Source organism: Aeromonas veronii, from assembly GCF_040215105.1.
In the GTDB taxonomy this organism is placed as follows: domain Bacteria; phylum Pseudomonadota; class Gammaproteobacteria; order Enterobacterales; family Aeromonadaceae; genus Aeromonas; species Aeromonas veronii_G.
The window spans coordinates 2,340,127-2,364,785 of sequence record NZ_CP157875.1 but is presented as its reverse complement, the minus strand read 5'-3'; the positions used below and the strand labels follow the sequence as shown (position 1 = coordinate 2,364,785).

The following is a 24,659-nucleotide window of genomic DNA, read 5'->3' as shown; positions in this document are numbered from 1 at the left end:
CTTATAAGTCCAGAAAGTTTTGCAGCAGGCGGGCACCGGCCGGGCCGGAGCGCTCCGGATGGAATTGGGCGCCAAAGAAGTTGTCCCGCCCCACGATGGCGGTGAAGGGACTGCCGTAGTCGCAGGTAGCGAGCGTGGCATCCGTCACCTCCAGGGCGTAGGAGTGGACGAAGTAGAAGTAGCTGCCGCTCGGGATGCCCTTGAGCAGCGGGTGCGTCTCGTCGTGCGCTATCTGGTTCCAGCCCATGTGGGGCAGGCGCAGATTGCCCACCTCCATCAGCCGGATCCTGCCGGGGACTATGCCAAGGCCCTCGATAAGCGCACTACTGTTGTCATCCTCGCCGGTCATGGTCTCCTCGGAGGCCTCGGCCAGCATCTGCATGCCGAGGCAAAAGCCGAGCAGCGGCTGCTTGGCATTGCGAATCAGCGGCACCAGACCCCGTTCGTTGAGGTTCTTCATGGCGGCGACGGCGGTGCCGACGCCGGGCAGGATCAGCTTGTCGGCCTGCTCGATGTCGGCGGCTTCGCGGGAGACCTGCGGCTGCACGCCGAGGCGCTCGAATGCCATCCGCACCGAGGCCAGGTTGGCACAGCCGGTGTCGATAATGACAAGGTTCTGTGCGCTCATCACAACACTCCCTTGTTGCCGACAAAGATGGGCAGTTCGCCCAAGACAAGATTTTGCTTGGCCATCACAACACTCCCTTGCTGGAGGGCAGTTCGCTCCCCTCGACCCGGATGGCCTGGCGCAGGGCGCGGCCGAAGCCCTTGAACAGGGCTTCCACCTGGTGGTGGGTGTTGCCGCTGCCGACCTTCATCTGCAAGGTGATGGCCATGGCGTCCGAGAGCGATCGGAAGAAGTGGGGCACCATCTCGGTGGCCATCTCGCCGACGCTGTCGCGGCCAAAGCCGCTCGGGCAGTCGAACACGAAGTAGGGGCGGCCGCTCAAATCCAGCGCCGTGGCCACGTCCAGTTCGGTGAGGGAGGGCGCCGCGTCGCTCTGGCGCGGACGGCCGTCGATCACCGCCTGCACCTCGTCCATGGCGAGCACGAAGCCGAAGCGGCCGATGCCGCGCTTGTCACCGAGCGCCTGGCGCAGGGCCTGACCCAGGGCCAGCCCCACGTCTTCCACCGTGTGGTGATCGTCGATGTGCAGATCGCCGCTGACTTTCAGCTTCAACCTGAAACCGGCGTGGGTCGCTATCTGATCCAGCATGTGATCGAAGAAACCGATGCCGGTGACGATCTGGTTGCCACCGCTCTTGTCGAGATCCACCGCCACCTGGATGCGGGTCTCCTTGGTGTAGCGCTCCACCTCGGCGATGCGTCCCCGGGAGAGCAGCTGATCACGGATGGCGATCCAGCCGTGATCTTGCGGGTGATAGCGAATGCCGCGGATGCCCATGTTCTCGGCGAGCTGGAGATCGGTCTGGCGATCCCCAATCACGAAGGAGTTGGCAAAGTCGATGCGACCGGAGGCGAGGTACTCCTTCACCAGGCCGAGGTGAGGCTTGCGGCAGCTGCAACCGTCGGTGGGGAAGTGGGGACAGATCAGCACCTGCTCCCACTGCACACCTTGGGATTCGAACAGGTGCATCATCAGATCGTGGGGAGGCTGGAAGTCCTCGAGGGGCAGGCTGGCCGTGCCGAGCCCATCCTGGTTGGTCACCATCACCAGCACGTAACCGGCGGCCTGGAGCTCACGCAGCACTGGGATCACCATGGGCTCGAAGCGCAGCTTGGCGAGGCTGTCCACCTGCTTGTCGGTCACCGGCTCTTCGATCAGGGTGCCGTCACGGTCGATAAACAAAAACGGGGTCTTCATCTGTTACGTCCTTATACGTTGGCGGCGGGCTGGTTGCTGGCCGTCAGGCTGGCGTCCTTTGGCAGGGTGCGCAGCACGGCCAGTACGGCGTCCATCTCTCCCTGATAGCCGATGGTGATGCGAATGCTGTTGTCGAGCCCGGGTTTGCTGGAAAAATCCCGCAAGATGATGCCAGCGGCCTTCATGGCGGCAAAGACGGCGGCGCCATCCTTGAAACGCACCAGCACGAAGTTGCCCTTGTCCTCGAAGATCTCCTGCACGCAGGGGAGGCGGGTGAGCTCGGCCTTGATGAGGGCTTTTTGCCTGTTGAGCTCCAGTACCCGCTCCTGCATCAGTTCCAGCCCGATGGAGGAAAGCGCCAGGCTCGCTATCTGGGCGATGGGGTCGGGAATGGGGTAGGGGGCGATCACCTTGGCCAGCATGGCGATGACCTCCGGATTGCCGAGGGTGAAGCCGCAGCGGATCCCGGCGAGCGCAAAGGCCTTGGAGAGGGTGCGGGTCACCACCAGGTTCGGGAAGCGGGCGAGCAGGTCCACCACCGAAGCCTCGGGGCAGAATTCGATATAGGCCTCGTCCACCACTATGATGGCGCGATCCTGAGCCTTCTCCAGCAGCTTGACGAGCCCCTTGCGGCCCACCAGATCCCCGGTGGGGTTGTTGGGGGAGCAGAGGAACACCAGTTTCACGTCAGAGAGGCGATCCTGGATGGCGGGCCAGTCCGGCTGGCGACTGGCGGTCAGGGGTTGCTCGACGATGCCGACCCCGCAGGTCTCGGCGCTGATGGCGTACATGCCGTAGGTGGGCGGGCAGATGAGGATCTGATCTTCACCGGCCTCGCAGAAGGTGCGAATGAGCAGCTCGATGGCCTCGTCGGCGCCTCGGCTCACCAGTACCTGATCCGGATTGACCCCCGCATAGGCGGCGTAGCTGTTGACGACCTCTGCGGGCTGACACTCGGGGTAGCGGTTGAGGCGGCTGCCCTCGATGGTGAAGGGATAGGCCAGGGGCGCCTCGTTGGCGTTGAGCCAGACGTTGCCCTTGCCACCGATGCGGCGGGCAGACTGATAAGGGGTGAGGGCCCGCACCACGCGGCGAGCCAGATTGGCGATGCTCATGACAAATCCTTCTGCAGTGCTGTGAGTTTCAGGGTGACGGTGCTGTCTGGGCGGGCAGCGAGGCCCGCTGGGGCTGTCATCTTCATGACTGCCCCTGCTGCAGTGCCTTCAGCCTCAGGGTAACGGCATTCTTGTGGGCATCGAGCCCTTCCGCCTCGGCGATGCGCTCAACGATGGGGCCAAGCCCCTTGATCCCCTCCGCGCTCAGCTCCTGCACCGTGTAGCGGCGCTGGTAGTCGGCGAGCCCCAGGCTCGAGCAGGTGCGGGCATAGCCGTAGGTGGGCAGGGTGTGGTTGGTGCCGCTGGCGTAATCTCCCACGGATTCCGGCGTCCACTGCCCGAGGAAGATGGAGCCGGCATTTTCCAGCCTGTCCAGAAGATCCCGCGGCGCCTCGGTCTGCACGATGAGGTGCTCGGGGGCATAGGCGTTGGAGATGGTGCAGGCCTCGTCCAGATCGTCGCACAGGATCACCAGGCTGGCGCCGAGGGCCTTGGCCGCGATGTCGCGGCGGCTGAGCCTGGCCAGCTGGGCCTTGATCTCGCCGCTGATGGCATCGGCCAGACGGGGCGAGGTGGTGACCAGTACCACCTGGCTGTCCGGGCCGTGCTCGGCCTGGGAGAGCAGGTCGGACGCCACGAAGGCGGGGTTGGCGCTGTCGTCGGCGATGACCAGCACCTCGGAGGGGCCGGCCGGCATGTCGATGGCGGCGCCACGCCAGTCCCGGGAGACCTGGCCCTTGGCCTCGGTCACATAGGCGTTGCCCGGGCCGAAGATCTTGTCCACTTTCGGGATGGACTCGGTGCCATAGGCCATGGCGGCGATGGCCTGGGCACCGCCGATGGCAAACACTTGCTTGACGCCGCAGGCGCGGGCGGCAAACAGGATCTCGTCGCTGGCGGGGGACGGGGTGCAGAGCACCACGTCCCGGCAACCGGCTATCGCAGCAGGGATGGCCAGCATCATCACGGTGGAGGGGAGTGGCGCACTGCCCCCCGGCACATAGAGGCCGACCCGGCCGATGGGCTGGGTGCGCAGCTCACAGACGACGCCGGGCTGGGTCTCTACCCGCACAATCTGCTGCTTCTGGGCGCTGTGGAAGGTACGAATGTTGTTGATGGCTGCATTGATGGCATCTTTGATGTCAGCGCCGAGGCGCGCGCAGGCGGCATCCGTCTCGGCCTCGCTCACTCGCAACTGCTCGCGGGGCGCACGTTCGAAACGCTGGCTGAGTTCACGCAGGGCGGCATCTCCCCGGCTGCGGACGGAGGCGATGATGTCTTGCACCACGGCACCGATATCCGCCTCGTCGCCAAGGGCAGGCCGGGTCAGTACGTCGGCTTGCTGGGTGGGGGAGAGGGTCTTCCAGATCAGGGTCTGCATGGCGCTCTCCTTATTCCATCATCTTCTCGATGGGCAGCACCAGGATGGAGCTGGCACCCAGGGCCTTGAGCTGTTCCATGGTTTCCCAGAACAGGGTTTCGCTGGAGACGACGTGCAGGGCCACCTGGTTGGTGTCACCGGCGAGCTGCATGATGGTAGGGCGCTCGGCGCCGGGCAGCAGGGAGGTGATGGCATCGAGTTTCTCTTTCGGGGCGTGCAGCATGATGTACTTGCTTTCGCGCGCCTGCTGCATGCCCTGGATGCGGGGCAGCAGCTTGTCGATGATCTTCTGCTTGGCCTCGTTCAAGGGATTGGGGGCCTGCACCAGCACCGCCTTGGAACGGTAGATGACTTCCACTTCACGCAGACCGTTGGCCTCCAGGGTCGCGCCGGTGGAGACCAGATCGCAGATGGCATCCGCCAATCCTGCGCGGGGGGCGACTTCCACCGAGCCTCCCAGCATCACGCTCTTGAAGCCAAGGCCCTGCTCGTCGAAGAAGCGTTTGAGCAGGCCGGGGTAGGAGGTGGCGATGCGCTTGCCGGCGAGGCTCGCCGGGCCCTGGTATTCCACGTCATCGGGGACGGCAAGCGACAGGCGGCAGCCGCCGAAATCGAGCTGTTTGAGCACCTTGACTGCCGAGGGCTGGCCCTGGGCGGCGCGGATGAGCTGCACCTCTTCCAGCACGTTCTCGCCGATGATGCCAAGGTCGACCACCCCTTCCATCACCAACCCGGGGATATCGTCATCGCGCACCCGCAGGATGTCGATGGGCATGTTCTCGACATGGGCGATGAGGCGCTGTTCCCGCAGGTTGATCTTGAGGCCGCAGCTCTTGAAGAGGGCCTGGGAGTCCTGGCTCAGGCGACCGGACTTTTGCATGGCGATGCGCAGACGTTGTGTTTCCATTGCTCGATTTCCTTCTAGTCAAAAACGAAAAAACCCTCGGAAGTGTGTGCTTCCGAGGGTTTATGAATCTTGCGGTCCTTTTGGAAGTCACCAGTTAAGTGTCTTCCAGCAGTCAACCTCCTGAAAGACTATTCGGGATGATGATGGTGGTGATGAGTCTTCAGTTGGCTGAACTTCATGTATTGAATCCTTTACAAAAAAGATGTCGTAAATGACGCCCGATTTACATTACCGACCTTGACGGAAATTGCAACCCGAGAATGTGTCTTGATGAATTAAAATCAAGAAAGCGATTTATTGGTCGATATCCAATCAATCAACCCAATCGGAGTCGTCCCATGCCAAGCCAGGATCTGCTGTTCCCCATCTTGCCGCGCGCACCAGCGGCCCCGAGCCCCGATGACATCAAGCGGGAGGTGACAGAGATAAGCCAGAAACACAAGCTGCGCAAGACCAGCGCCGATGGTGGTACGGGCGGTGACAGCGGCTCGGAGCAGGCTCCCCATTCCCAGGGAAGTCGTGATCAGAAGGTATCCAAAGATGACGATCACAAGCCCGATCCAGAGCACAAGATTGATATCTTCGTCTGACCCTGTCACGCCGACCGCAGGCCCGGATTGGTGGCATGGGAGGGCGGGGCCAGATTTAGCGATCCCGCTTTGCCTTCAGGTTTGGCATAATGCCCGCTTTTGCGCGGGACTCCCCTTTGACCATACAGACCCTGTTCAAGCCTGACGGCCCGTTGGCCCGTCATATCGATGGCTTCAAGGCCCGTGCGCCCCAGCTGGAGATGGCACAAGCGGTGGCCAGCGCCATCGACAGTGGCGGCCGTCTGCTGGTGGAGGCGGGAACGGGGACCGGCAAGACTTACGCCTACTTGGTGCCGGCGCTGGAATCCGGCAAGCGGGTGGTGATCAGCACCGGCTCCAAGAACCTGCAGGAGCAGCTGTTCTACCGGGATCTGCCCACCATCACCGAGGCGCTCGCCTATACCCCGCCGGTGGCCCTGCTCAAGGGGCGCAGCAATTATCTCTGCATCGAGCGGATGAACCGCCTGCTCAGCGAATCCCACCTGCAAAAGCCTGAGGTATTGAGCGATCTGGTCAAGGTGAAATCCTGGTCCACCGCCACCCTGACTGGCGATGTGGGGGATATTCCGGAGCTGCAGGAGAACGCCGAGATCCTCCCCCAGGTCACCAGCACCAACGACAACTGCCTCGGCCGTGACTGCCCCTATTATGACGACTGCCACCTGGTGGTGGCCCGCCGCAGGGCCATGGAAGCCCAGGTGGTGGTGATCAACCATCACCTCTTCTTCGCCGATATGGCGGTAAAAGACACAGGATTCGGCGAGCTGGTGCCAGAGGCCCAGGTCTATGTGTTCGACGAGGCGCACCAGTTGCCCGAGATCGCCACCAACTACTTCGGCAAGTCGGTGGGCAGTCGCACCATCCAGGATCTGGCTCAAGACATCCAGCTGGCCTATCGAGCCGAGGCCCATGACATGGCCCAGCTTGGCAAGGCGGCGGACCGGCTTGCCATCGCAAGCCAGGACTTGCGTCTGGCCTTCGGGGTGGACGGGGGCCGCGGCAATACCCGCGACATGCTGCGTCTGCCACTGTGGGCCCAGGCGCTGGCCCGCCTCAACGATGCATTGGGTTTGTGTTACGAGGTGCTCAAACTTGCCCTCGGGCGGGGCGAGCAGCTCGATCACTGCTTCGAGCGCATCAGCGAGCTGCGCACTCGCTTGGGCGAGGTGCTCGCCGTCAACCAGAGCGGTTTCTCCTACTGGTATGAGTGCTCGCGCCTGCACTTTACCTTGAGCCTCACCCCGCTATCGGTGGCCGAGCGCTTCGGCGCCGAGGTGCTGCGACCCGAGGTGACCTGGGTCTTTACCTCCGCCACCCTGACGGTGGATATGCGCTTCGACCACTTCAAGACCGAGCTGGGGCTGGCCGGCAGCGCCGAGCTGATCCTCGACAGCCCGTTTGACTATGGCGAGCAGGCACGTCTTTGTGTGCCCCGCTATCTGCCCGAGCCCAATGCCTTCGGGCGGGGTGAGCAGCTCGCGACCTTGATGATCCCGCTCATCAACAAGACTCCGGGAGGCTGTTTCTTCCTCTGTACCAGCCACCAGGTGATGCGCCAGGTGGCGGAGGTGCTGCGCCGGGAGATAGGCCGCACCGTCTTGCTGCAGGGGGAAGACAACAAGCAGCGGCTGCTCAAGACGTTTGTCGAGAACGGCCGCGCCGTGCTGGTGGCCACCAGCAGTTTCTGGGAGGGGATAGACGTGCGAGGGGCCGCCTTGTCCTGTGTTATCATCGACAAGCTGCCGTTTGCGAGCCCTGACGACCCCCTGCTCAAGGCGCGGGTCGACGACTGCAAGCTGAAGGGGGGCGATCCCTTTGCCGATATCCAGCTGCCCAAGGCGGTGATCGCCTTGAAACAGGGGGTGGGACGGCTCATCCGTGATCGCAGTGATCACGGCGTGCTGGTCATCTGTGATCCACGCATGGTCAACAAGCCCTATGGCGCCACCTTCATCAAGAGCTTGCCCGCCATTCCGCGCACCCGCGATCTCAACGGGGTAGGGGCGTTCTTCCAGCGCAGCTGACGCTTGAACGGGGCGAGCTCGCCGCTCTGGCGTGTTGCAAAAACGTGTTGCAGAAAAGAGGGGCGAGGGAGGATCTGTTGGTGATAGATCTCCGGATTGCTGCGAGGGGCCCTGGCGCCTCGCCGAACATGAACAGGGCAGGTGAGACCTGCCGATGACTTAACTGACTGATGTGAAGAGCATAAAAAGAATGGATGAGTTGAAGATCCTGGCCGTTGATACCGCCACCGAAGCCTGCTCCGCCGCCCTGCTGGTGGGGGACAAGGTGTTCTCCCGCTGGGAAGAGGCGCCGCGGGATCACACCCGCAAAATCCTGCCCATGGTTCAGGCTGTGTTAGAGGAGGCCGGTTTATCGTTGGATCAGCTCGATGCCATTGCCTTCGGTCGTGGCCCCGGCTCTTTCACCGGGGTACGGATCGGGATCAGCGTGGCTCAGGGGCTGGCCTTTGGGGCCGGTGTGCCGCTTATCGGTATCTCCACCCTGGCGGCCATGGCCCAGGGCGTGCATCGGCTGGAAGGGGCGGACAAGGTGCTCAGCGCCATCGATGCCCGGATGAACGAGGTTTACTTCGGCCGCTTTGATCTGCAAGAAGATTGCATGGTACTGGTGGGGGACGAGGTGGTGAGCGAACCCCTGGCGCTGGCGGGTGAGTTGACGGCAAACGGGGCGCTCGCGGGCAACTGGTTTGCGGTCGGCACCGGCTTTGAAACCTATGGCGAGGCTCTGGGAACCCTGGCGCAGACACAGGTATCGAGTCAGCAGGTTCGTTTCCCGGCGGCCCTCGACATGTTGCCGCTGGCACGCCGGGCCTGGCTGGAGGGTGAAGCGGTGCCGGTGGAGCAGGCGACCCCTGTCTACCTGCGTGACAAGGTCACCTGGAAGAAGCTGCCCGGTCGCGAGTGATGAATGGGCCTCGCCCAGAGGCACGACATCTATTGCGGCAAGGGGGATTGCCACCTCGGGCATGAAGAGTCAATTCGGGCATGGCCCGGCATGAAGGAGAGCGAATGATGAAACGCATGATAGTGCTGGGTCTGATGGGGCTGCTGCTCAGTGCCTGCAGCTCCGTGCCCAAGGAGCTGGCCTATGAACCCGAGAGTGCCCTGGTGGCCTATCAGCCCGCCCTGGAGGGGATGAACGGCAAGCCCGCCCGCTGGAGCGGGGTGATCGCCGCGGTACACAACGAGCAGGATCAGAGCATCATCGAGGTGGTCTACCTGCCGCTGAAAAGCAACGGGGTACCCACCCAGACCGAGAAAAGCCCTGGGCGCTTCCTCGCCATCATGAAGGGCTTTGCGGATCCCGGCCTTTATGCCAAGGGCCGCAGTCTGACGGTGCTCGGCACCCTGGAGTCACCGGAGGAGAGCGAGATAGGCAAGCACAAGTACCGTTTCTCCGTGCTCAAGGTGAACGCCAGCAAGCTGTGGCCACCGGTCAAAGAGGTGGAGATCCGCTACGCGGATCCGTACTTCTACGACCCCTTCTATGATCCCTTCTGGCCGAGACGGCCCTACCACCGTTACTGGTGATGAGCCAGGCGCCGCTGCAAGCGCGCAGCCTCACCCTGGCAAATGGCCGCCGGGTTGCCCTGCTGGATAATGGTCAGCAGGGCAAGCCCCTGCTGATCGCCCTGCACGGCTGGCTCGACAACGCCGCCTCCTTCCTGCCCCTTGCCCCTCATCTCGAGGGGTTTCACCTGATCTGCATCGACTTGCCGGGACACGGCCATTCGGATCACAAGCCGACCCCCTATGTGTTCGTCGACTGGCTGGACGATCTTCATCAGATTGTCCAGGCGGCTGGCTGGCCGCCGTTCATGCTGCTGGGCCACTCGCTGGGGGCGCTCATCGCCTGCGCCTATGCCGGTGTCTTCCCGGATCAGGTGAGCCGGCTCATCCTGCTGGAAGGGATCGGGCCACTCAGCCAGCCGGACGACGAGGTGCCGGATCAACTGCGCCGGGCCATCCTCAACCGCAGTCGCACCCGGGAGCGGGCTGCGGCCGGCTTTGCTTCCGTCGAGGAGGCGGTGGCGGCTCGCTGCAAGGTGGCGGATATCGGCGTGGATGCCGCACGCCTCATCTGCGAGCGCCAGCTCGTGGTGCGGGAGGGGCGCTGGCACTGGCGCAGTGATCCGCGCCTGCGGGATCTCTCACCCCTACGCATGAGCGAGGGGCAGGCCAGGGCGCTGATCCGCGCCATCCGCTCTCCCGTGCTCTTCATCCGCGGCGAGCAGGGATTTGCTGCCTTGCAGACACAGTGGCAACAGCGGGCCGGGGCATTCAGACAGATAGAAATGGCGGTAGTGGCAGGAAATCATCATTTTCATATGGATAATTCAGCGCAAACCGCCGTTTGTATCGAAAGTTTCTGCCAGATCCGGTAGGATCGGCGGCTTTGAATCCTTTCAGGTTTGCTTTCTCCCTCACACTTTCTCGTTGTTAATATGCTGTTAATCGATGTTGCCTTGTGTAACTATGGCGACGTTAGAGCTTGAGCTTAAAACAACTGATTGAAAAGATGTGGAACAGGGACGGAGGCAACACAGTGAGTGCACAGGTGCGAGTTATGCAGGAGAAGTTCGTGGAAAAAGTCTGGCTGAAGCGTTATCCAAACGGGGTTCCCGCCGAGATCAATCCAGACCAATACGGCTCTCTGGTCGAGATGTTTGAAGAGTCGGTGACCCAGTTCGCCGATCAGCCCGCCTTCGTCAACATGGGGCAGACCATCACCTATCGCCGGCTGGAAGAGCAGTCCCGCGCCTTTGCCGCCTACCTGCAAAACGAGCTGAAACTGGCCAGAGGGGACAGGGTTGCGGTGATGATGCCGAACCTGCTCCAGTATCCCATCGCCGTGTTCGGCATCCTGCGCGCCGGCATGACGGTGGTGAACGTCAATCCGCTCTACACCCCGCGCGAGCTGGAACATCAGCTCAACGACTCCGGCGCCCGTGCCATCATCATCGTCTCCAACTTCGCCCATACCCTGGAGAAGGTGGTCTACAACACGCCGGTCAAGCACGTGATCTTGACCCGGATGGGGGACAACCTGGGACTGGCCAAGGGGACCCTGGTCAACTTCGTGGTGAAATACGTCAAGAAGCTGGTCCCCAAATACAACCTGCCCCACGCCAGCACCATGCGCCAGGCCCTCGCCAAGGGGCGCTACCTGCAGTACATCAAGCCGGAGATCAGCAACCAGGACATCGCCTTCCTGCAATACACCGGTGGCACCACGGGCCTCTCCAAGGGGGCCATGCTGACTCACCGCAACATGATTGCCAACGTCGAACAGTGCCTCGGCGTCTACGGCCCCGTGCTGGAGCGTGGCAAGGAGTTCGTGGTGACCGCGCTGCCGCTCTACCACGTGTTCGCCCTGACCGTGAACTGCCTGCTGTTCATGCGCCTCGGGGGTTACAACCTGCTCATCAGCAACCCCCGCGACATCCCGGGCTTTGTCAAAGAGATCAAGAAATACCCCTTCACCTGCATCACCGGGGTCAACACCCTGTTCAACGCCCTGGTCAACAACGACGAGTTTCGGACCATGGACTTCTCTCGCCTCAAGCTCACCATTGGCGGCGGCATGGCGGTGCAGCGGGCGGTGGCCGAGCAGTGGAAGGGGCTGACCAAGACCCCGCTGCTGGAAGGCTATGGCCTGACCGAGTGCTCACCCCTGGTGAGCGTCTGCCCCTACGATCTGGTGGACTACAACGGTTCCATCGGTCTGCCGGTCTGCTCCACCGACATTCGCCTGGTGGACGATGATGGCCAGGTGATCCACGAACTCGGCAAGCCGGGGGAGATGCAGGTACGCGGCCCCCAGGTGATGACCGGCTACTGGCAGCGCCCGGAGGCCACCGCCGAGGTGATGCAGGATGGCTGGCTCTGTACCGGTGACATCGCGGTGTGCGACGATCAGGGCTTCTTCAAGATCGTGGATCGCAAGAAGGACATGATCCTGGTCTCCGGTTTCAACGTCTATCCGAACGAGATTGAAGACGTGGTGGCCCTCAATCCCAAGGTGCTGGAAGTGGCGGCGGTGGGCGTGCCCCACAAGGTATCCGGCGAACTGGTGAAGATCTTCGTGGTCAAGAAAGACGCAAGCCTGCGGGAGGATGAGATTATTGCCCACTGCCGCAAACATCTGACTGCCTATAAGGTACCGAAACTGGTAGAATTTCGTGACGAACTTCCCAAGACCAATGTGGGCAAGATCCTGCGCCGCGTGTTACGCGACGAGGAGATTGCGAAGCAGTAACGGGCAAGACACGATATCGTGCAAAACCGTGGGTCAACCCACGGTTTTTTCTTTTTGGGGCTCCGGACTTCGACCCTTATCTTCGACCAAGGTGCAGGTAAAGATGCAATATCAACTCATTTCACAGCAAGCCGAACTGGAACAGTATCTCGCCGCCCTGGCAGACGTTCCGTTGGCCATCGATACCGAATTCGTTCGCACCCGTACCTACTACCCCCAGCTCGGTCTGTTCCAGATCTACGACGGTCATCAACTGGCCCTGCTGGATCCCCTGACCCTGGATTTGTCCGGCCTCTGGCAACGTCTGGGCCAGGCAGGGCAGGTCGCCATCCTGCACGCCTCCGGTGAGGATCTGGAACTCATCCAGCATCAGGCGGGGCATCTGCCGAACCTGATGCATGACACCCAGCTGGCGGCGGCCTTCCTCGGCCATGGTGTCTCCGTGGGCTTCGGCGCCCTGGTGAAGGAGTTCCTCGGGGTGGAGCTTGAAAAGGATCAGGCGCGCACCGACTGGCTGGCCCGCCCATTGACCGCCCGTCAGCTCGAATACGCGGCCGCCGACGTCTTCTATCTGCTGCCCCTCTACGACAAGGTGATGGCCCAGTTGCGAGAGAGCGGCAAGCAGGCATGGTTCGAGCAGGAGTGCCAGAACCACTGCGCCCGCAAGACCCAGAGCAGCGATCCCCGTCAGGCTTATCTCGAGATTATCAACGCCTGGCAGCTGGGGCGCCGGGAACTCGCCATCCTGCGGGAACTGGCCGCCTGGCGCCAGCAGGAGGCGGTGCGCCGGGATCTGGCCCTGAACTTCGTGGTCAAGGAGCTGCACCTGTTCAAGGTGGCGGAGCGCAAACCCGTCTCGCTGCGGGATCTCAACGAGCTGGGGCTGGCCCCCATCGAGATCAAGATCCACGGCAAGCGGATGCTGGACATCGTTGCCAATGCCCAGCAGAGCGCGCCGGAGAGCTGGCCCGAGCCCATTCGCCGACTGGTGGATTACCCCCAGTACAAGGCTGAGCTCAAGCGCATCAAGGGCATGGTGGAAGAGAAGGCCAAGGCCAGCAATGTTCCCCCCGAGCTGGTGGCGAGCAAGAAGATCATTCACCAGTACTTCACTTGGAGCTGGCGCATGAGCGACGAGGAGCGGGCCCGGGCCGACAAGCCCATGCTGCTGCAGGGCTGGCGCCATGAACTGGTGGGCCACCTGCTGGCCCAGTGATGCCGGACCGCTGACACAGTCGAGATGACAAGAGGGGAAGCTAATGGCTTCCCTTTTTTATGGTGGCGAGCCTGCCGGGTAGAGAAAGATGCTGCCAGGGTAAAAACAGGCAGACAGAGGTGCTACCCCATGAGGGGCGACGGCGTTATCGGGAAGAGGTGGGGAGGGCTAGGCAAACAGAGAGGGGCACAGGGCGTCCCCTCTTCATAGTTCGTGTGCGTGGAACCCTTTGCGGTAGCGGGTTTCGCAGGACGGGCAGCGTTGCAGGCTGGGATCTTGCGCCAGCTGGGCGAGGGTCAGTGGCTCCTCGCAATCGGAACATAAACCATAGAGGTCGAGATCCATCTGGCAGAGGGCGGCATCGATGCGCTTGAGGCGGGCGATCAGCAAGTCCACCTTGGGTAGCCGCAGGCGGGTGATGAGATCCACCAGCTGGTCGCGTTCACAACCCTCGATCTGCTCTGCCCAGTCGCTGCGCCGGTTGGCCTTCAGTTCGGCAATCAGCTCTTCTCTCATTTGCGCCCAGTCTGCCTGCAAGCGCTCACGCCACTCGGCCAGCTGGGCTGGTGTCATGTCACACACACTCGCCCCCTTAGATACGGTTTATAAAACTCGGCCAGTATAGGGAGACGTGTGGATTGTCGAGATGACATGAGTCAAGTAAAAGTCGGTTAGCTCACAGTTTTTGCGGCTTGCAGCAAGGCTTCCCGAATAGGTCCTGTTTCCTTGTGCAGACGAATATCCCGGAAAAGGTCGTCAGCTTCAGGATATTCGCGTTTTAGGTAACTGAACCACTGCTTGATCCGGCTGGGATAGTAATCCGCCTTCTCGCTCGCCAGATCTTGCTCGGTGTAGCTCACCATCAGTTGCAGCACCTCGGCCCAGCTCATGTGGGCGCACCCGGTTTTCATCACGTTGGCGAGGTTGGGCAGGGAGATGGCCCCGCGCCCCACCATGAGGGACTCGCAGCCGGAGACCTGGGCGCAGCTGAGCGCATCGGCACGATCCCAGATCTCCCCGTTGGCGGTCACCGGAATGGGCAGGGCGCGGCGGATGGCGTCCACGTACTCCCAGTGGGCTGGCGCCTTGTAGCCTTCCTGCTTGGTGCGGGCATGGACCGCCAGCTCGCAGGCCCCGGCCTGATAGACCGCCTGGGCGTTGTCCAGATAGAGGGCCTTGTCATCGTAACCGAGGCGGATCTTGGCGCTGACCGGCAGATGGGCGGGCACCGCTTCACGCACCGCCTTGACGATCCGATAGATGGTCTCGGGCTCCTTGAGCAGCACGGCCCCTCCCTTGCTCTTGTTGACCGTGGGAGCGGGGCAGCCGAAGTTGAGATCCACCCCGGGGGAGCCGAGCTCGATGGCGCGCACCGCGTTTTCGGCCAGCCACTCGGGGTGTTGTCCCAGCAACTGCACCCGCACCGGGGTGCCGGCGCGGGTCTTGCCGTCCTGGCGCAGCTCGGGACAGAGGCGATGGAATACCTTGGCGGGCAGCAACTGATCGACGACGCGGATGAATTCGCTGACACAGAGGTCGTAATCGTTGACGGAGGTGAGCACCTCCCGCATCAGGTGGTCCAGCACCCCCTGCATGGGGGCCAAAATAACGCGCATAACAGCTTCCGCCAGGGTGAAGGAGTCAAAAAGAGGGCAGATTGTAGAGGTATTGGGGGGCGCTGTCAGCGTCGTTTCGCAAGTTAAATGGGGCAATAACGGGAGGCGCTCAGATAACGGGCAGACAGACGCCGGGCCGCTCGCGGCGCTGTCGGTGCCTCGGGCAAGTCTGCTAGGCTAGGGAAAGATGTATTGAACCGGAGTCTGAATGAAGCGTTGGTGTTTGATGGCCCTTGGCTGGTTGGCCTTTGCCACGGGGATTGTCGGGATCGTTCTGCCCCTGCTGCCGACCACCCCCTTCATGTTGCTGGCGGCGGCGCTGTTTGCCCGCTCATCCCCCCGTTTTCACGCCTGGTTGCTGGCGCACCCCTGGTTTGGTCCCCCCATTGCCGATTGGCAGCAATATCGCGGCATTCGTCGCCATGCCAGACGCCGGGCCATCATCTTTATCCTGATCTCCTTCGGGGTATCGCTCTGGGTGGTCCCCATGCCCTGGGTACGGCTCTTGCTGGTTGCTATTATGGTGATCCTGCTCACCTGGTTAATGCGTCTGCCGGTGCTGGCGCCAGTTGCAATGGAGAAGTGAAATCCCTAAGCTATTGCAGCAATAATGCTATGGAGTCGGCCCGTCATTTTTGCGTGACGGGCCTTTTTATTGCCCCAGGCGGCATTCACACAAACCGCCACAGCAGGGCTCAAAAAATAAGCGGTCAAATAATGAATCCGGATACCCTGAAGTTTATCGAAGCGAGCATCAAGACCATTCCCGACTACCCGAAGCCGGGCATCCTGTTTCGCGATATCACCAGCCTGATCGAGAATGCCGAGGCCTTCAAGGCCACCATCGATCTGCTGGCCGACCACTATCGTGATCAAGGGATCACCAAGATCGTCGGCACCGAGGCCCGCGGCTTCATCTTCGGCGCCCCCGTCGCATTCGCCATGGGCCTGGGGTTCGTGCCGGTGCGCAAGCCGGGCAAGCTGCCCCGCGCCGTCATCGAGGAGTCCTATGCCCTGGAATACGGCACCGACACCCTGCAACTGCACACCGACGCCATAGTCCCCGGTGACAAGGTGCTGGTCGTTGACGATCTGCTGGCCACCGGCGGCACCGTCGATGCCACCGTCAAGCTGATCCGCCGCGCCGGCGGGGAAGTGGTCGATGCGGCCTTCATCATCTCCCTGCCGTCCCTCGGCGGTGATGCCCGCCTGACCGCCGCTGGCGTCAAGGTGGTCTCTCTGGTCGAACTCGCAGGCGCATAAACCGCGACTTTGATCGACAGGCAGGCCTCGTCAGCCTGCCTGTTTGCGTTGCAGCCGGCGCCCGAACGGACATCGGTTTGAAAATCCAGCGATCCCTCCCAAGACGACTGTTTGTCCATACAGCCCGTTCCGCATTTGTGTTAGCATCCGGCTCAATGCCTCGTTTTCCAGCATCGAGATCTATGAGCTATCAGGTTCTGGCGCGTAAATGGCGCCCCCATACATTCGAACAAGTGGTTGGCCAGCAACATGTGCTGACCGCCCTGACCAATGCCCTGGATCAGGGACGGCTGCATCACGCCTATCTGCTGAGCGGCACCCGCGGGGTCGGCAAGACCACCATAGCCCGCATCCTGGCCAAGAGTCTCAACTGCGAGCAGGGGATCGGCAGCCACCCGTGCGGCGTCTGCGACACCTGCCGCGAGATCGATCAGGGCAACTTCGTCGATCTGCTGGAGATCGATGCGGCGTCCCGTACCAAGGTGGAGGATACCCGCGAGCTGCTGGACAATGTGCAGTACCGCCCGGCCCGCGGCCGCTTCAAGGTGTACCTCATCGATGAGGTGCACATGCTGTCGCGCCACAGCTTCAACGCGCTGCTCAAGACTCTGGAAGAGCCGCCTCCCTATGTGAAGTTCCTGCTGGCCACCACGGATCCGCAGAAGTTGCCCATCACCATCCTCTCCCGCTGCCTGCAGTTCCATCTCAAGAGTCTGGATCAGAGCCAGATCGCCAAGCAGCTGGAGTGGGTGCTGGATCAGGAAGGCCAGCCGTTCGAGCCCCGCGCCCTGCTGGCGCTCGCCAAGGCGGCGGATGGCAGCATGCGCGATGCCCTGAGCCTCACCGATCAGGCGCTGGCTCACGGCAACGGCAGCGTGCGCCTCGACAGCGTGCTCACCATGCTGGGCACCCTCGACCATCACCACCTGCACCAGTTGCTGGAGGCCGTGCTGCGCCAGGATGCCCCGGCGACCATGGCCAAGATCACCGAGATCGCCACCCTGGGGCCGGATTTCGATCAACTGCACGCCGAGCTGGAAGCCTTGCTGCACCGCGTCGCCATGGCGCAACTGCTGCCGGCCAGCGTGCAGGAGCAGGGGGCGGACGCCGATGCCCTGCTGCAGCTCGCCCAGGCCATGAGCCCGGAAGAGGTGCAGCTCTGCTACCAGATAGTGCTGGGGGGACGCAAGGATCTGCCCTGGGCACCGGATGGGCGCACCGCGCTGGAGATGACCTGCCTGCGCATGCTGGCGTTTTCACCGCGTCGCGAGGTGCTGCATCCTGCCAACCTGAGCGCGGTCCCCCTCTCCATGGTGCCAGCGCAGGCTGCGGGGGGGGCGGCACCCGCCACCCTGGGAAAGCCTCGCGGGGTTGAGCCAGCCCCCGTCGCATCGGTCGATCCCGAGCCGGTAACGGCCATCTCCGGGTCGGCAACAGCAGGCGTCCGTCCGCATGGGAATGCCGAGAGGACGCCAGACACGTCGGCTGAAGCGGGAACTGGCCACGATGTCGATGGGGATGACACGCTGACGCCGCTCTTTGCCGAGCAGGAGGAACTGCTGCAAGCTGCTCACCAGATGGGCTATGCGCAGCCGGAAGCCGTGTCACTAGTCGCCGAGGCGGATCTGCCCGTGACCGCCCAGCCCGGTGCCATGTCTCCTGAGCCGGCTGATGCCATCGCCACGCCAGAGGCGATACCCGCGGAGCAAGCCGCGCCATCCGCCGCGTCCAGCATGCAGAGCCTGCTTGGCAAGCGCAACTTGCTGCGAAGCCGTCTGCGCGGCGACGCCACCACCCCGGCGGCAGCGCAAAGAACGGCGCCGAGCAAGCCGCTCGCGACGGCACAATCTGTGTCGGCCCAAGCTGCGGTGGCCCAAGCTGCGGCGGCTCAGCCGGCTGCGGTGCAAGCCCAGGCACTCTCCCAGGTGCCTGCAACCGACCCCCGTGCGATTGGTGCCCCGGTTCAGCCAGCGACCAACTATGACGATCTGCCCCCCCTCGATGCCTACGAGGAGAGCGGCAGTGATTATGAGGAGTATCTGAGCCAGGGCTTTGGCGATACCTTCAGCGCCCCCGCACCGCAAGCCACTGCGGCCCCTCGCGCTACCGTGCCGGCACCCGTCATGGCACGACCCGCGCCGGACGATCTGCCGCCCTGGGATCTGGACGGGGTAGCGCCTGCGATGGCCCAGGCGCCTGCCGCCGCGGCCCCGTCTGCGTCACCCATGCCTGCCCCCGTGCAAGATGACGTGCCGCTGGTTCCCCTGATGGAGACCATCGACTGGGATGAACTGGAAGGTGAGAGCCAGCCGGAAGAGGAGGGGGAAGTGCCAAGGCTCGTTCCCTCTTCCTTGCTGGTCAACTGCGGTGACCCTTGGGCCGAGCTGATTGCCCGCACCGGTGTGGGCGGGCGTCTGCGTCAGCTCGCCATCAACTCGGTGATGAGCCAGCAGGGAGACAGAGTGCTGCTCACCCTCAAGCCCGAGCAGCGCCACCTGGTGAGCGATCGGGCCCGCGCCGATCTGGCCGAGATCATCGGCCCCGAACTGGGGGGGACGGTGCAGGTGGAGGTGACCCTTGGCACGGATCCCGCCCAGGAAACCCCCCTTGAGATAGAGCACCGCCTCTACCTCGGGGTCCGTGAGCAGGTGAGCCGGGACTTGGCCGAGGATCCCCATGTACAATTTCTGCAGCAGCGCTTTGGCGCCGTGCTTCATCCCGAGAGCATCGAGCCCTTGAGCCGTTGAGAGTGACTGATGAATGGAGACCGGGAGCTGCTCCCGGTTGAAAAACCCGTTGGCTGCCCCCATCTGGGGTAGAACGAGCCCACAGCCCGGCGCGTATGCCGGATTTCAAGACGAGAGACGACCTATGTTTGGTAAAGGTGGAATGGGTAACCTGATGAAACAGGCCCAACAGATGCAAGAGCGCATGCAGAAGATGCAAGAGCAGCTTGCCCAGATGGAAGTAGTCGGTGAAGCCGGTGCTGGCATGGTCAAGGTCACCATGGCCGGCAGCCACAGCGTGCGCCGCATCGAGATCGATCCCAGCCTGATGGACGATGACAAAGAGATGATCGAGGATCTGGTCGCCGCCGCCGTCAATGACGCCGTGCGCCGGGTCGAAGAGCAGAACAAGGCCAAGATGGGCGAGCTGACCGGTGGCATGCAACTGCCCCCGGGCATGAAGCTGCCGTTCTAAGGCATGAGACGGGCACCCGGGTGCCCGCTTCTGAAAAGGCCGGAGCCCTGCTTCGGCCTTTTTGTTTCCGGTTTTTTTAGCGAGCCGACGCTCGGCGGGTGCCTTGCCAGCGGCCGGCACGGGGCAGGACCCGTGTCATGGGGCCGTCCCGGCTCACGGCTTCGCCATGGGGGCAAACCCCTGGGCGAGGTGATCGATCAGGGCCCGCACCGAAGGCAGCAGGCCTCGCCGGCTGGGGAAGACCGCGTGGATCACCTCCTGGCGCGGTGCCCAGCCGGGCAGCAGATGCCGCAAGCTGCCATTGTCGAGCGCCTCCTGCACCATCATGACGGGAAGCTGGACGACGCCTAGCCCCTCGATGGCCGCCTGCCGCAACCCCTGCATGTCGGTCGTGACGAAGCGGGGGCTGTGATGTTGTCGTACCTCGGCCCCCTCCGGTCCCAGCAGCTGCCAGCGATGACCCTCCATGGTGCTGCCATGACCAAGGCTTGGCCAACCCAGCAGATCCGCCGGTCCCCCGGGCTCGCCATGGCGGGCCAGCAGGGCGGGGCTCGCGAGCAGGCACTGGCTTGCATACCCCAGCACCCGCATGGCCAGCTCGCTGTCCTCCAGCGGGAGGGGTCTCACCCTGATGGCGACATCCAGCCCCTCGCTCACCAGATCCACCGCCCGGTTCACCCCGACAAGCTGCACGCTGATCCTGGGGTATTGCAGGGCGAAGGCCACCAGTAGCTTGCTCACCTTGGTGTGGAGCAGATCGATGGGGCAGGAGAGGCGCACCACGCCGCAAGGTTCGGTGCGGGTCGAGTCGATAAGAGACTGGGCGGCCTCGGCCTCCACCAGCATGGCCCGGCAGCGGGCCAGATAGGCCAGCCCCAGCTCGGTGACCTGAAAACTGCGGCTGGAGCGCTGGATGAGGCGTACCCCCAGCCGCTCCTCCAGCAGGGCGATGCGACGGCTGAGTTTGGACTTGGGGATGCCAAGGGCCCGACCTGCCTGGGCAAAGCCGCCGTTGTCCACCACCTGGACGTAGTAATAGAGGTCGTTGAGATCGGGAGTCATGACTTCATCGTTCACCATATAGGACGCTGAGGCCTGATCTTACGCCTACCGCCGTAGTCGTTCCATCCACATAATGATCCCAAGCATCATCATCGTATTGGAGTGGATCATGAAAAGCGTCATCGGTATCTACAGTGCACCGCGTCCCCACTGGGTTGGCGACGGCTTCCCGGTGCGTTCCCTGTTCTCCTACCAGAGCCATGGCAAGGCCATGAGCCCCTTCCTGTTGCTCGACAGGGCGGGCCCAATGGAGTTTGCCCCGTCCCCGTCACCACGGGGGGTGGGTGAACATCCTCATCGGGGCTTCGAGACGGTCACTATCGTCTACAAGGGGGAGGTGGCCCACCGCGATTCTACCGGGCAGGGCGGGATCATCGGCCCCGGGGATGTGCAGTGGATGACGGCGGCGTCCGGCATCATGCACGACGAGTTCCACGCCGAGGGGTTCAGCCAGCAGGGGGGCACCCTCGACATGGTGCAGCTCTGGGTCAATCTGCCCGCCAGAGAGAAGATGTCGTCCCCCGGCTATCAGGCCATCGGCAGCGACAGTATACCGGTGCATTCCCTCGCAGACGGAACCGGAGTGGTGCGCATCATCGCCGGCGAGCTGGCCGGGCAGACGGGGCCGGCACGTACCTTTACCCCCATGAATGTCTGGGATCTGCGATTGAACGGCGGCGCCAGTACCCTGCTGCCGTTGGTGGATGGCTGGAACAGCGCCCTGGTCGTGCTCAAGGGGCGGGTGCGGTTCAATGGTCTGGAGGAGGCGGGGGAGGCGCAGCTGGTGCTGCTGGAGCCCAGTGGCAACCAGGTGCAGATAGAGGCCAGTGAGGACGCCGTGCTGTTGCTGCTGAGCGGTGAACCCATCGATGAGCCCATCGTCGGCTATGGCCCCTTCGTGATGAACACCGAGGCCGAGATCGTGCAGGCCATCGATGACTTCAACAGCGGGCGATTCGCCCAGATCCCCCAATAATCCCCGACCATCTCTCACCCTTTCGCAACCTGGTGCCTCAGGTACCGGGTTGGTCAGCGCTCTCCCTGTGTCATGAAACGCCGCTTTTTCACCCAGCCCCCGCCATGGACGCCGAGTCGATAGGTGAACCCGGACAAGTTTGGGAAACATCGGCATTTTCTGCGGATCCGGGATGTGACAAAATAGCCCTCTTTTTTCCCGGCATCCCCTTGCGTGCGCCCAGCTGGCGAGCCAACGGCAGGGTGGCAGAAGACGAGTGCTCTCTTGAAGCAAGATCAGAGTTTCGACGGGCGGGCCGACAAGTTCGCCCGCAACATTTATGACTCCACCAAGGGGCGCATCCGCACCACTGTGGTGTGGAGCGACATCGAGGCCTGTCTGGCCCGGCTTGGCAACCGACCCCTGCGCATCCTGGATGCGGGCGGCGGGTTTGGCTACTTCGCCCAGAAGCTGGCGGCCATGGGCCATCGGGTGGAGCTATGCGATCTCTCGGCCGAGATGCTGGATCTGGCCCGGACCCAGATCGCCGAGCAGGGGCTGGAAGACAGAATTCGTCTCATCCATTGCCCCATCCAGGAGCTCAAGTCCCATGTGAGCGGCACCTTTGATCTCGTGCTCTGCCACGCCGTGCTGGAGTGGCTCGCCGAGCCTCGCCAGACCCTGCTCGGTCTGTTCCCTTTCGTCAATGCAGGGGGCATACTGTCGCTGCTTTTCTATAACCGCCACGGCTTGCTGTTCCAGAGCCTGGTGGTGGGCAACTTTGACTATGTGCGCCAGGGGCTGAACAAGAAGCGCCAGACTGCGCTGACCCCCACCAATCCGCAGCTGCCCGAGCAGGTGTATGACTGGATCGGGCGAGGGGGGCTCAAGATCATCGGCAAGACCGGGGTGCGCGTCATCCACGACTACATGCGCCACAAGCAGGATCAGCACGAGAAGTTCGATGATCTGCTGGCCATGGAGCTGCACTATTGTCGACAGGAACCCTTTGTCTCCCTTGGGCGCTACATCCATGTGATGGCCCAGAAACCGGCTGGCTGAATACGGCGTTACCGGCACTCTTTTTGCGGGATATTATCGCCGGGGCACAGTGACCCCGGCCTGTACCACCACGGCGGACGTGACGCGCACATGAGGTGTGCGTCGGCCCGCCAGCCATAACAACGAGATGATAACGTCATGATGAGTACATCCCGTACCCTGCCCGAGACGGTAGGATGGGTCAGACAGGAGGGTCTGGCCTTGAACCTGCCCACCGATCGGCTGGCCTTTCTGATTGCGATCAAGACCCTCTCCGAAGAGGAGTCCGATCTCTCGGAGGCCGCGCTGCACGACGCCTTCGGTTATGTCAGCAGCGCCTTTGGCCAGATGGACGAGACCCTGAGCGGTCGCGCCAACAACGCCATCAACGACCTCATTCGCCAGCAGCTGCTGTCGCGCTTCACCACCGACATGGTGGCGGGGGAGAGTCTCTATCGCCTGTCGCGCCTCGGCGTTGGCATCGTCGATTTCTTCCTGGAGAGCCGTCAGGTCGACTCCATCAAGCTCTCCATCCTGCTGGAGCACCTGGCTGCCGAGCTCGACACCGCCCGCAAGGCGGCGCTGGAGCTGGATACCCGGGAGCAGTGGGATGCCGAAGTGCTGCCCCGCCTCAGTTTCTCCCTGGAAGAGACGCTTGGGCGCATCGATCTCACCCAGCGCGCCATGGATGAGCAGCAAAATCAGGTCAAGAGCGAGATTGCGGCCCTGCTGACCCAGAACTGGGTCGATGCCATCCACAGCTGCGAGAAGCTGCTCCACGAAACCGGCCAGACCCTGCGCGAGCTGCAAGATACCCTGGACGCCGCCGGCCATCGCCTGCAGGCCGGGCTGCTCAACATTCAGGAGGCGGCGCAGGGCCGTGACGATCTGTTCCACGTCGAGGAGCTGACCCATGCCCTGCAGGGGCGTCTGGATGTCATCACCTCCTGGGGCCAGCAGTGCATCGAGCTCTGGTCCCGCTACGATAGGCACGTCCACAAGTTCATCCGCAACGCCATCGATATGGACAAGAACCGCGCCTTCAGCCAGCGGCTGCGCGAGTCCATCCGCAACTTCGAGCAGCACAACTGGCTGCTCAGGGTGGCCGAAGAGCCCCGTTTGCTGGAGCTGCGCGATGAAACCATCGCCATCCATGACGAGGAGGTGACCGGCGAGGTGCCCCTCGAGATGGAGTATCTGGAGATGGTAGACATCAACCAGGAGCTGGCGGAGCGCATCGAGCGCTACCTCGCCCGCTATCCCGAGAGCGAGTCCCAGCTGGATTTGGCTGACGTGTTGCGCGAATACCTGCTGGATTACCCGGCCCATGCCCACTTCGATGTGGCGCGCCTCCTGATCGATCAGGCGGTGCGTCTCGGCCATGCCAGCGGTGAGCGCGAGCTGCACCGTCAACCCGCATGGAAACCCATCAACCAAGCAGGATCCAAGGTTCAGGCCTATGTCATCGATCAATACTGAGTTTCCTCTGCCGCTGCGCCTCGCCGAGGCCATCGCCAACCCCTTGTTTCCGCGCATCGACACCGCTCTGCGCGCCGGCCGCCACATCAGTGCCGACGATTTCGAACCCCACTCTGCGCTGGTGGAGTATCACGGCGAGCTGGAGATCTTCTACGGCCGTTACCAGGTCGAGCTCATCAAGGCGCCGGAAGGCTTCTTCTACCTGCGTCCGCGCCCGAGCGCCGACATTGGCACCACAGTCCTGTCCGAGCTCGACATGCTGGTGGGCAAGGTACTCTGCTACCTCTATCTGAGCCCGGACAGACTTGCCTCGGAAGGGGTGTTTGCCACCAGCGAGCTGCAAGAAGAGGTACTGAGCCTTGCCGACGAGAAGCAGCTGCTGCGCATGGTCAATAGCCGCTCCGGTGGCACGGATCTGGACAAGAAGAAGCTGCTGGAGAAGATCCGCACCTCCATGCGCCGGCTGCGGCGTTTGGGGATGATCACGGCCCTTGGCAACGGCGACAAGTTCCGGGTCAACGAGTCCGTGTTCCGCTTCGCTGCCGACGTGCGCTCCGACGAGGATCCCCGCGCCGTGCAACTGCGGATGATCCAGGAAGGGGAAGCCATCTTCCACGACGACGAGATGCCGAGCAGCGATTCCCTGTTCGAGGACATCGAATCGGATCTGGACGAAGAACAGCTGGAGCTGGAGGTGGAAGATGATCTGCAACGTTAAATTTTTG

Annotated in this window: 23 protein-coding genes and 1 other annotated feature; of the genes, 15 read left to right on the top strand and 8 right to left on the bottom strand. The window is 62.8% G+C overall.

Going from position 1 to position 24,659, the window contains the following annotated elements; translation table 11 throughout:
- Position 1: 1 nt before the first annotated feature.
- The 5 genes from hisH to hisG form a co-directional block, all read right to left on the bottom strand.
- A complete protein-coding gene (gene hisH / locus ABNP46_RS10910) occupies positions 2-628 on the bottom strand; it encodes an imidazole glycerol phosphate synthase subunit HisH (RefSeq protein WP_349917675.1) in 627 nt (208 codons plus the stop codon).
- A gap of 64 nt (positions 629-692) precedes the next feature.
- Positions 693-1,826 carry a bifunctional histidinol-phosphatase/imidazoleglycerol-phosphate dehydratase HisB gene (gene hisB / locus ABNP46_RS10905; RefSeq protein WP_349917672.1) on the bottom strand — a complete coding sequence of 378 codons (1,134 nt, stop codon included), beginning with the start codon at positions 1,824-1,826 and terminating at the stop codon, positions 693-695.
- Between the two features lie 11 nt (positions 1,827-1,837).
- Entirely contained in the window at positions 1,838-2,941 is a 1,104-nt protein-coding gene (gene hisC, locus ABNP46_RS10900) for a histidinol-phosphate transaminase (protein WP_349917671.1), read from the bottom strand.
- 82 nt (positions 2,942-3,023) lie between these two features.
- Positions 3,024-4,322, bottom strand: coding sequence for a histidinol dehydrogenase (hisD, locus tag ABNP46_RS10895; protein ID WP_349917669.1), 1,299 nt, complete (start codon positions 4,320-4,322; stop codon positions 3,024-3,026).
- Between the two features lie 10 nt (positions 4,323-4,332).
- Entirely contained in the window at positions 4,333-5,229 is an 897-nt protein-coding gene (gene hisG, locus ABNP46_RS10890; protein WP_349917667.1) for an ATP phosphoribosyltransferase, read from the bottom strand.
- Between the two features lie 24 nt (positions 5,230-5,253).
- Positions 5,254-5,382 (bottom strand) — a sequence feature (His leader region).
- Positions 5,383-5,567: 185 nt separating this feature from the next.
- On the opposite strand from hisG, the gene ABNP46_RS10885 reads away from it, so the two are divergent.
- The 7 genes from ABNP46_RS10885 (at position 5,568) to rnd (ending at position 13,317) form a co-directional block, all read left to right on the top strand.
- Complete coding sequence (locus ABNP46_RS10885; RefSeq protein WP_349917666.1) at positions 5,568-5,819, top strand: hypothetical protein; 252 nt, start codon at positions 5,568-5,570, stop codon at positions 5,817-5,819.
- 116 nt (positions 5,820-5,935) lie between these two features.
- Positions 5,936-7,843, top strand: a complete 1,908-nt coding sequence (locus tag ABNP46_RS10880; protein ID WP_349917665.1) for an ATP-dependent DNA helicase — start codon at positions 5,936-5,938, stop codon at positions 7,841-7,843.
- Positions 7,844-8,033: 190 nt separating this feature from the next.
- The gene (gene tsaB / locus ABNP46_RS10875) at positions 8,034-8,747 is read left to right on the top strand and encodes a tRNA (adenosine(37)-N6)-threonylcarbamoyltransferase complex dimerization subunit type 1 TsaB (RefSeq protein ID WP_349917662.1); all 714 of its coding nucleotides are present in this window, start codon (positions 8,034-8,036) and stop codon (positions 8,745-8,747) included.
- A gap of 104 nt (positions 8,748-8,851) precedes the next feature.
- Positions 8,852-9,373 (top strand): Slp family lipoprotein, encoded by a 522-nt coding sequence (locus tag ABNP46_RS10870; protein WP_349917660.1) that lies wholly within the window; start codon positions 8,852-8,854, stop codon positions 9,371-9,373.
- Positions 9,373-10,227, top strand: coding sequence for an alpha/beta fold hydrolase (locus tag ABNP46_RS10865; RefSeq protein ID WP_349917659.1), 855 nt, complete (start codon positions 9,373-9,375; stop codon positions 10,225-10,227). The genes ABNP46_RS10870 and ABNP46_RS10865 overlap by 1 nt, the downstream gene beginning before the upstream one ends.
- A gap of 197 nt (positions 10,228-10,424) precedes the next feature.
- Complete coding sequence (gene fadD, locus ABNP46_RS10860; RefSeq protein WP_349922463.1) at positions 10,425-12,101, top strand: long-chain-fatty-acid--CoA ligase FadD; 1,677 nt, start codon at positions 10,425-10,427, stop codon at positions 12,099-12,101.
- Between the two features lie 103 nt (positions 12,102-12,204).
- On the top strand, positions 12,205-13,317 hold the full coding sequence (gene rnd / locus ABNP46_RS10855) for a ribonuclease D (protein WP_349917656.1): 1,113 nt from the start codon (positions 12,205-12,207) through the stop codon (positions 13,315-13,317).
- A gap of 204 nt (positions 13,318-13,521) precedes the next feature.
- Here rnd and ABNP46_RS10850 read toward each other — a convergent pair whose 3' ends face one another.
- Positions 13,522-13,890 (bottom strand): TraR/DksA family transcriptional regulator, encoded by a 369-nt coding sequence (locus ABNP46_RS10850; RefSeq protein WP_349917654.1) that lies wholly within the window; start codon positions 13,888-13,890, stop codon positions 13,522-13,524.
- A 98-nt stretch (positions 13,891-13,988) separates the two neighbouring features.
- Positions 13,989-14,933, bottom strand: a complete 945-nt coding sequence (gene dusC / locus ABNP46_RS10845; protein WP_349917652.1) for a tRNA dihydrouridine(16) synthase DusC — start codon at positions 14,931-14,933, stop codon at positions 13,989-13,991.
- Between the two features lie 208 nt (positions 14,934-15,141).
- On the opposite strand from dusC, the gene ABNP46_RS10840 reads away from it, so the two are divergent.
- The 4 genes from ABNP46_RS10840 to ABNP46_RS10825 all read left to right on the top strand — a co-directional run bounded on the left by ABNP46_RS10840 (position 15,142) and on the right by ABNP46_RS10825 (position 19,397).
- A complete protein-coding gene (locus ABNP46_RS10840; RefSeq protein ID WP_349917650.1) occupies positions 15,142-15,519 on the top strand; it encodes a YbaN family protein in 378 nt (125 codons plus the stop codon).
- A gap of 131 nt (positions 15,520-15,650) precedes the next feature.
- Positions 15,651-16,196 carry an adenine phosphoribosyltransferase gene (apt, locus tag ABNP46_RS10835; RefSeq protein WP_349917648.1) on the top strand — a complete coding sequence of 182 codons (546 nt, stop codon included), beginning with the start codon at positions 15,651-15,653 and terminating at the stop codon, positions 16,194-16,196.
- A 182-nt stretch (positions 16,197-16,378) separates the two neighbouring features.
- Positions 16,379-18,943 (top strand): DNA polymerase III subunit gamma/tau, encoded by a 2,565-nt coding sequence (gene dnaX / locus ABNP46_RS10830; protein WP_349917647.1) that lies wholly within the window; start codon positions 16,379-16,381, stop codon positions 18,941-18,943.
- 124 nt (positions 18,944-19,067) lie between these two features.
- The gene (locus ABNP46_RS10825; RefSeq protein ID WP_349917646.1) at positions 19,068-19,397 is read left to right on the top strand and encodes a YbaB/EbfC family nucleoid-associated protein; all 330 of its coding nucleotides are present in this window, start codon (positions 19,068-19,070) and stop codon (positions 19,395-19,397) included.
- Between the two features lie 153 nt (positions 19,398-19,550).
- Here the strand turns inward: ABNP46_RS10825 and ABNP46_RS10820 are convergent, their stop codons facing one another.
- Complete coding sequence (locus ABNP46_RS10820) at positions 19,551-20,459, bottom strand: LysR family transcriptional regulator (RefSeq protein ID WP_349917645.1); 909 nt, start codon at positions 20,457-20,459, stop codon at positions 19,551-19,553.
- 109 nt (positions 20,460-20,568) lie between these two features.
- Between ABNP46_RS10820 and ABNP46_RS10815 the strand changes: the two genes are divergently transcribed.
- The 4 genes from ABNP46_RS10815 to mukE all read left to right on the top strand — a co-directional run bounded on the left by ABNP46_RS10815 (position 20,569) and on the right by mukE (position 24,652).
- Entirely contained in the window at positions 20,569-21,435 is an 867-nt protein-coding gene (locus ABNP46_RS10815; RefSeq protein ID WP_349917643.1) for a pirin family protein, read from the top strand.
- Between the two features lie 264 nt (positions 21,436-21,699).
- Positions 21,700-22,476, top strand: coding sequence for a tRNA uridine 5-oxyacetic acid(34) methyltransferase CmoM (gene cmoM, locus ABNP46_RS10810; RefSeq protein WP_349917642.1), 777 nt, complete (start codon positions 21,700-21,702; stop codon positions 22,474-22,476).
- 138 nt (positions 22,477-22,614) lie between these two features.
- Complete coding sequence (gene mukF, locus ABNP46_RS10805) at positions 22,615-23,934, top strand: chromosome partition protein MukF (protein WP_349917640.1); 1,320 nt, start codon at positions 22,615-22,617, stop codon at positions 23,932-23,934.
- Positions 23,915-24,652, top strand: a complete 738-nt coding sequence (gene mukE, locus ABNP46_RS10800) for a chromosome partition protein MukE (protein WP_349917639.1) — start codon at positions 23,915-23,917, stop codon at positions 24,650-24,652. The genes mukF and mukE overlap by 20 nt, the downstream gene beginning before the upstream one ends.
- Positions 24,653-24,659 lie beyond the last annotated feature (7 nt).

Coding starts and splice junctions, on each gene's coding strand:
- ABNP46_RS10840 (WP_349917650.1), top strand. CDS start 15,142: ATGAAGCGTTGGTGTTTGATGGCCCTTGGCTGGTTGGCCTTTGCCACG.
- hisD (WP_349917669.1), bottom strand. CDS start 4,322: ATGCAGACCCTGATCTGGAAGACCCTCTCCCCCACCCAGCAAGCCGAC.
- ABNP46_RS10815 (WP_349917643.1), top strand. CDS start 20,569: ATGAAAAGCGTCATCGGTATCTACAGTGCACCGCGTCCCCACTGGGTT.
- tsaB (WP_349917662.1), top strand. CDS start 8,034: ATGGATGAGTTGAAGATCCTGGCCGTTGATACCGCCACCGAAGCCTGC.
- mukF (WP_349917640.1), top strand. CDS start 22,615: ATGATGAGTACATCCCGTACCCTGCCCGAGACGGTAGGATGGGTCAGA.
- ABNP46_RS10825 (WP_349917646.1), top strand. CDS start 19,068: ATGTTTGGTAAAGGTGGAATGGGTAACCTGATGAAACAGGCCCAACAG.
- apt (WP_349917648.1), top strand. CDS start 15,651: ATGAATCCGGATACCCTGAAGTTTATCGAAGCGAGCATCAAGACCATT.
- rnd (WP_349917656.1), top strand. CDS start 12,205: ATGCAATATCAACTCATTTCACAGCAAGCCGAACTGGAACAGTATCTC.
- ABNP46_RS10885 (WP_349917666.1), top strand. CDS start 5,568: ATGCCAAGCCAGGATCTGCTGTTCCCCATCTTGCCGCGCGCACCAGCG.
- hisG (WP_349917667.1), bottom strand. CDS start 5,229: ATGGAAACACAACGTCTGCGCATCGCCATGCAAAAGTCCGGTCGCCTG.
- ABNP46_RS10820 (WP_349917645.1), bottom strand. CDS start 20,459: ATGACTCCCGATCTCAACGACCTCTATTACTACGTCCAGGTGGTGGAC.
- ABNP46_RS10870 (WP_349917660.1), top strand. CDS start 8,852: ATGATGAAACGCATGATAGTGCTGGGTCTGATGGGGCTGCTGCTCAGT.
- dusC (WP_349917652.1), bottom strand. CDS start 14,933: ATGCGCGTTATTTTGGCCCCCATGCAGGGGGTGCTGGACCACCTGATG.
- mukE (WP_349917639.1), top strand. CDS start 23,915: ATGTCATCGATCAATACTGAGTTTCCTCTGCCGCTGCGCCTCGCCGAG.
- dnaX (WP_349917647.1), top strand. CDS start 16,379: ATGAGCTATCAGGTTCTGGCGCGTAAATGGCGCCCCCATACATTCGAA.
- hisC (WP_349917671.1), bottom strand. CDS start 2,941: ATGAGCATCGCCAATCTGGCTCGCCGCGTGGTGCGGGCCCTCACCCCT.
- hisH (WP_349917675.1), bottom strand. CDS start 628: ATGAGCGCACAGAACCTTGTCATTATCGACACCGGCTGTGCCAACCTG.
- hisB (WP_349917672.1), bottom strand. CDS start 1,826: ATGAAGACCCCGTTTTTGTTTATCGACCGTGACGGCACCCTGATCGAA.
- ABNP46_RS10865 (WP_349917659.1), top strand. CDS start 9,373: ATGAGCCAGGCGCCGCTGCAAGCGCGCAGCCTCACCCTGGCAAATGGC.
- ABNP46_RS10850 (WP_349917654.1), bottom strand. CDS start 13,890: ATGACACCAGCCCAGCTGGCCGAGTGGCGTGAGCGCTTGCAGGCAGAC.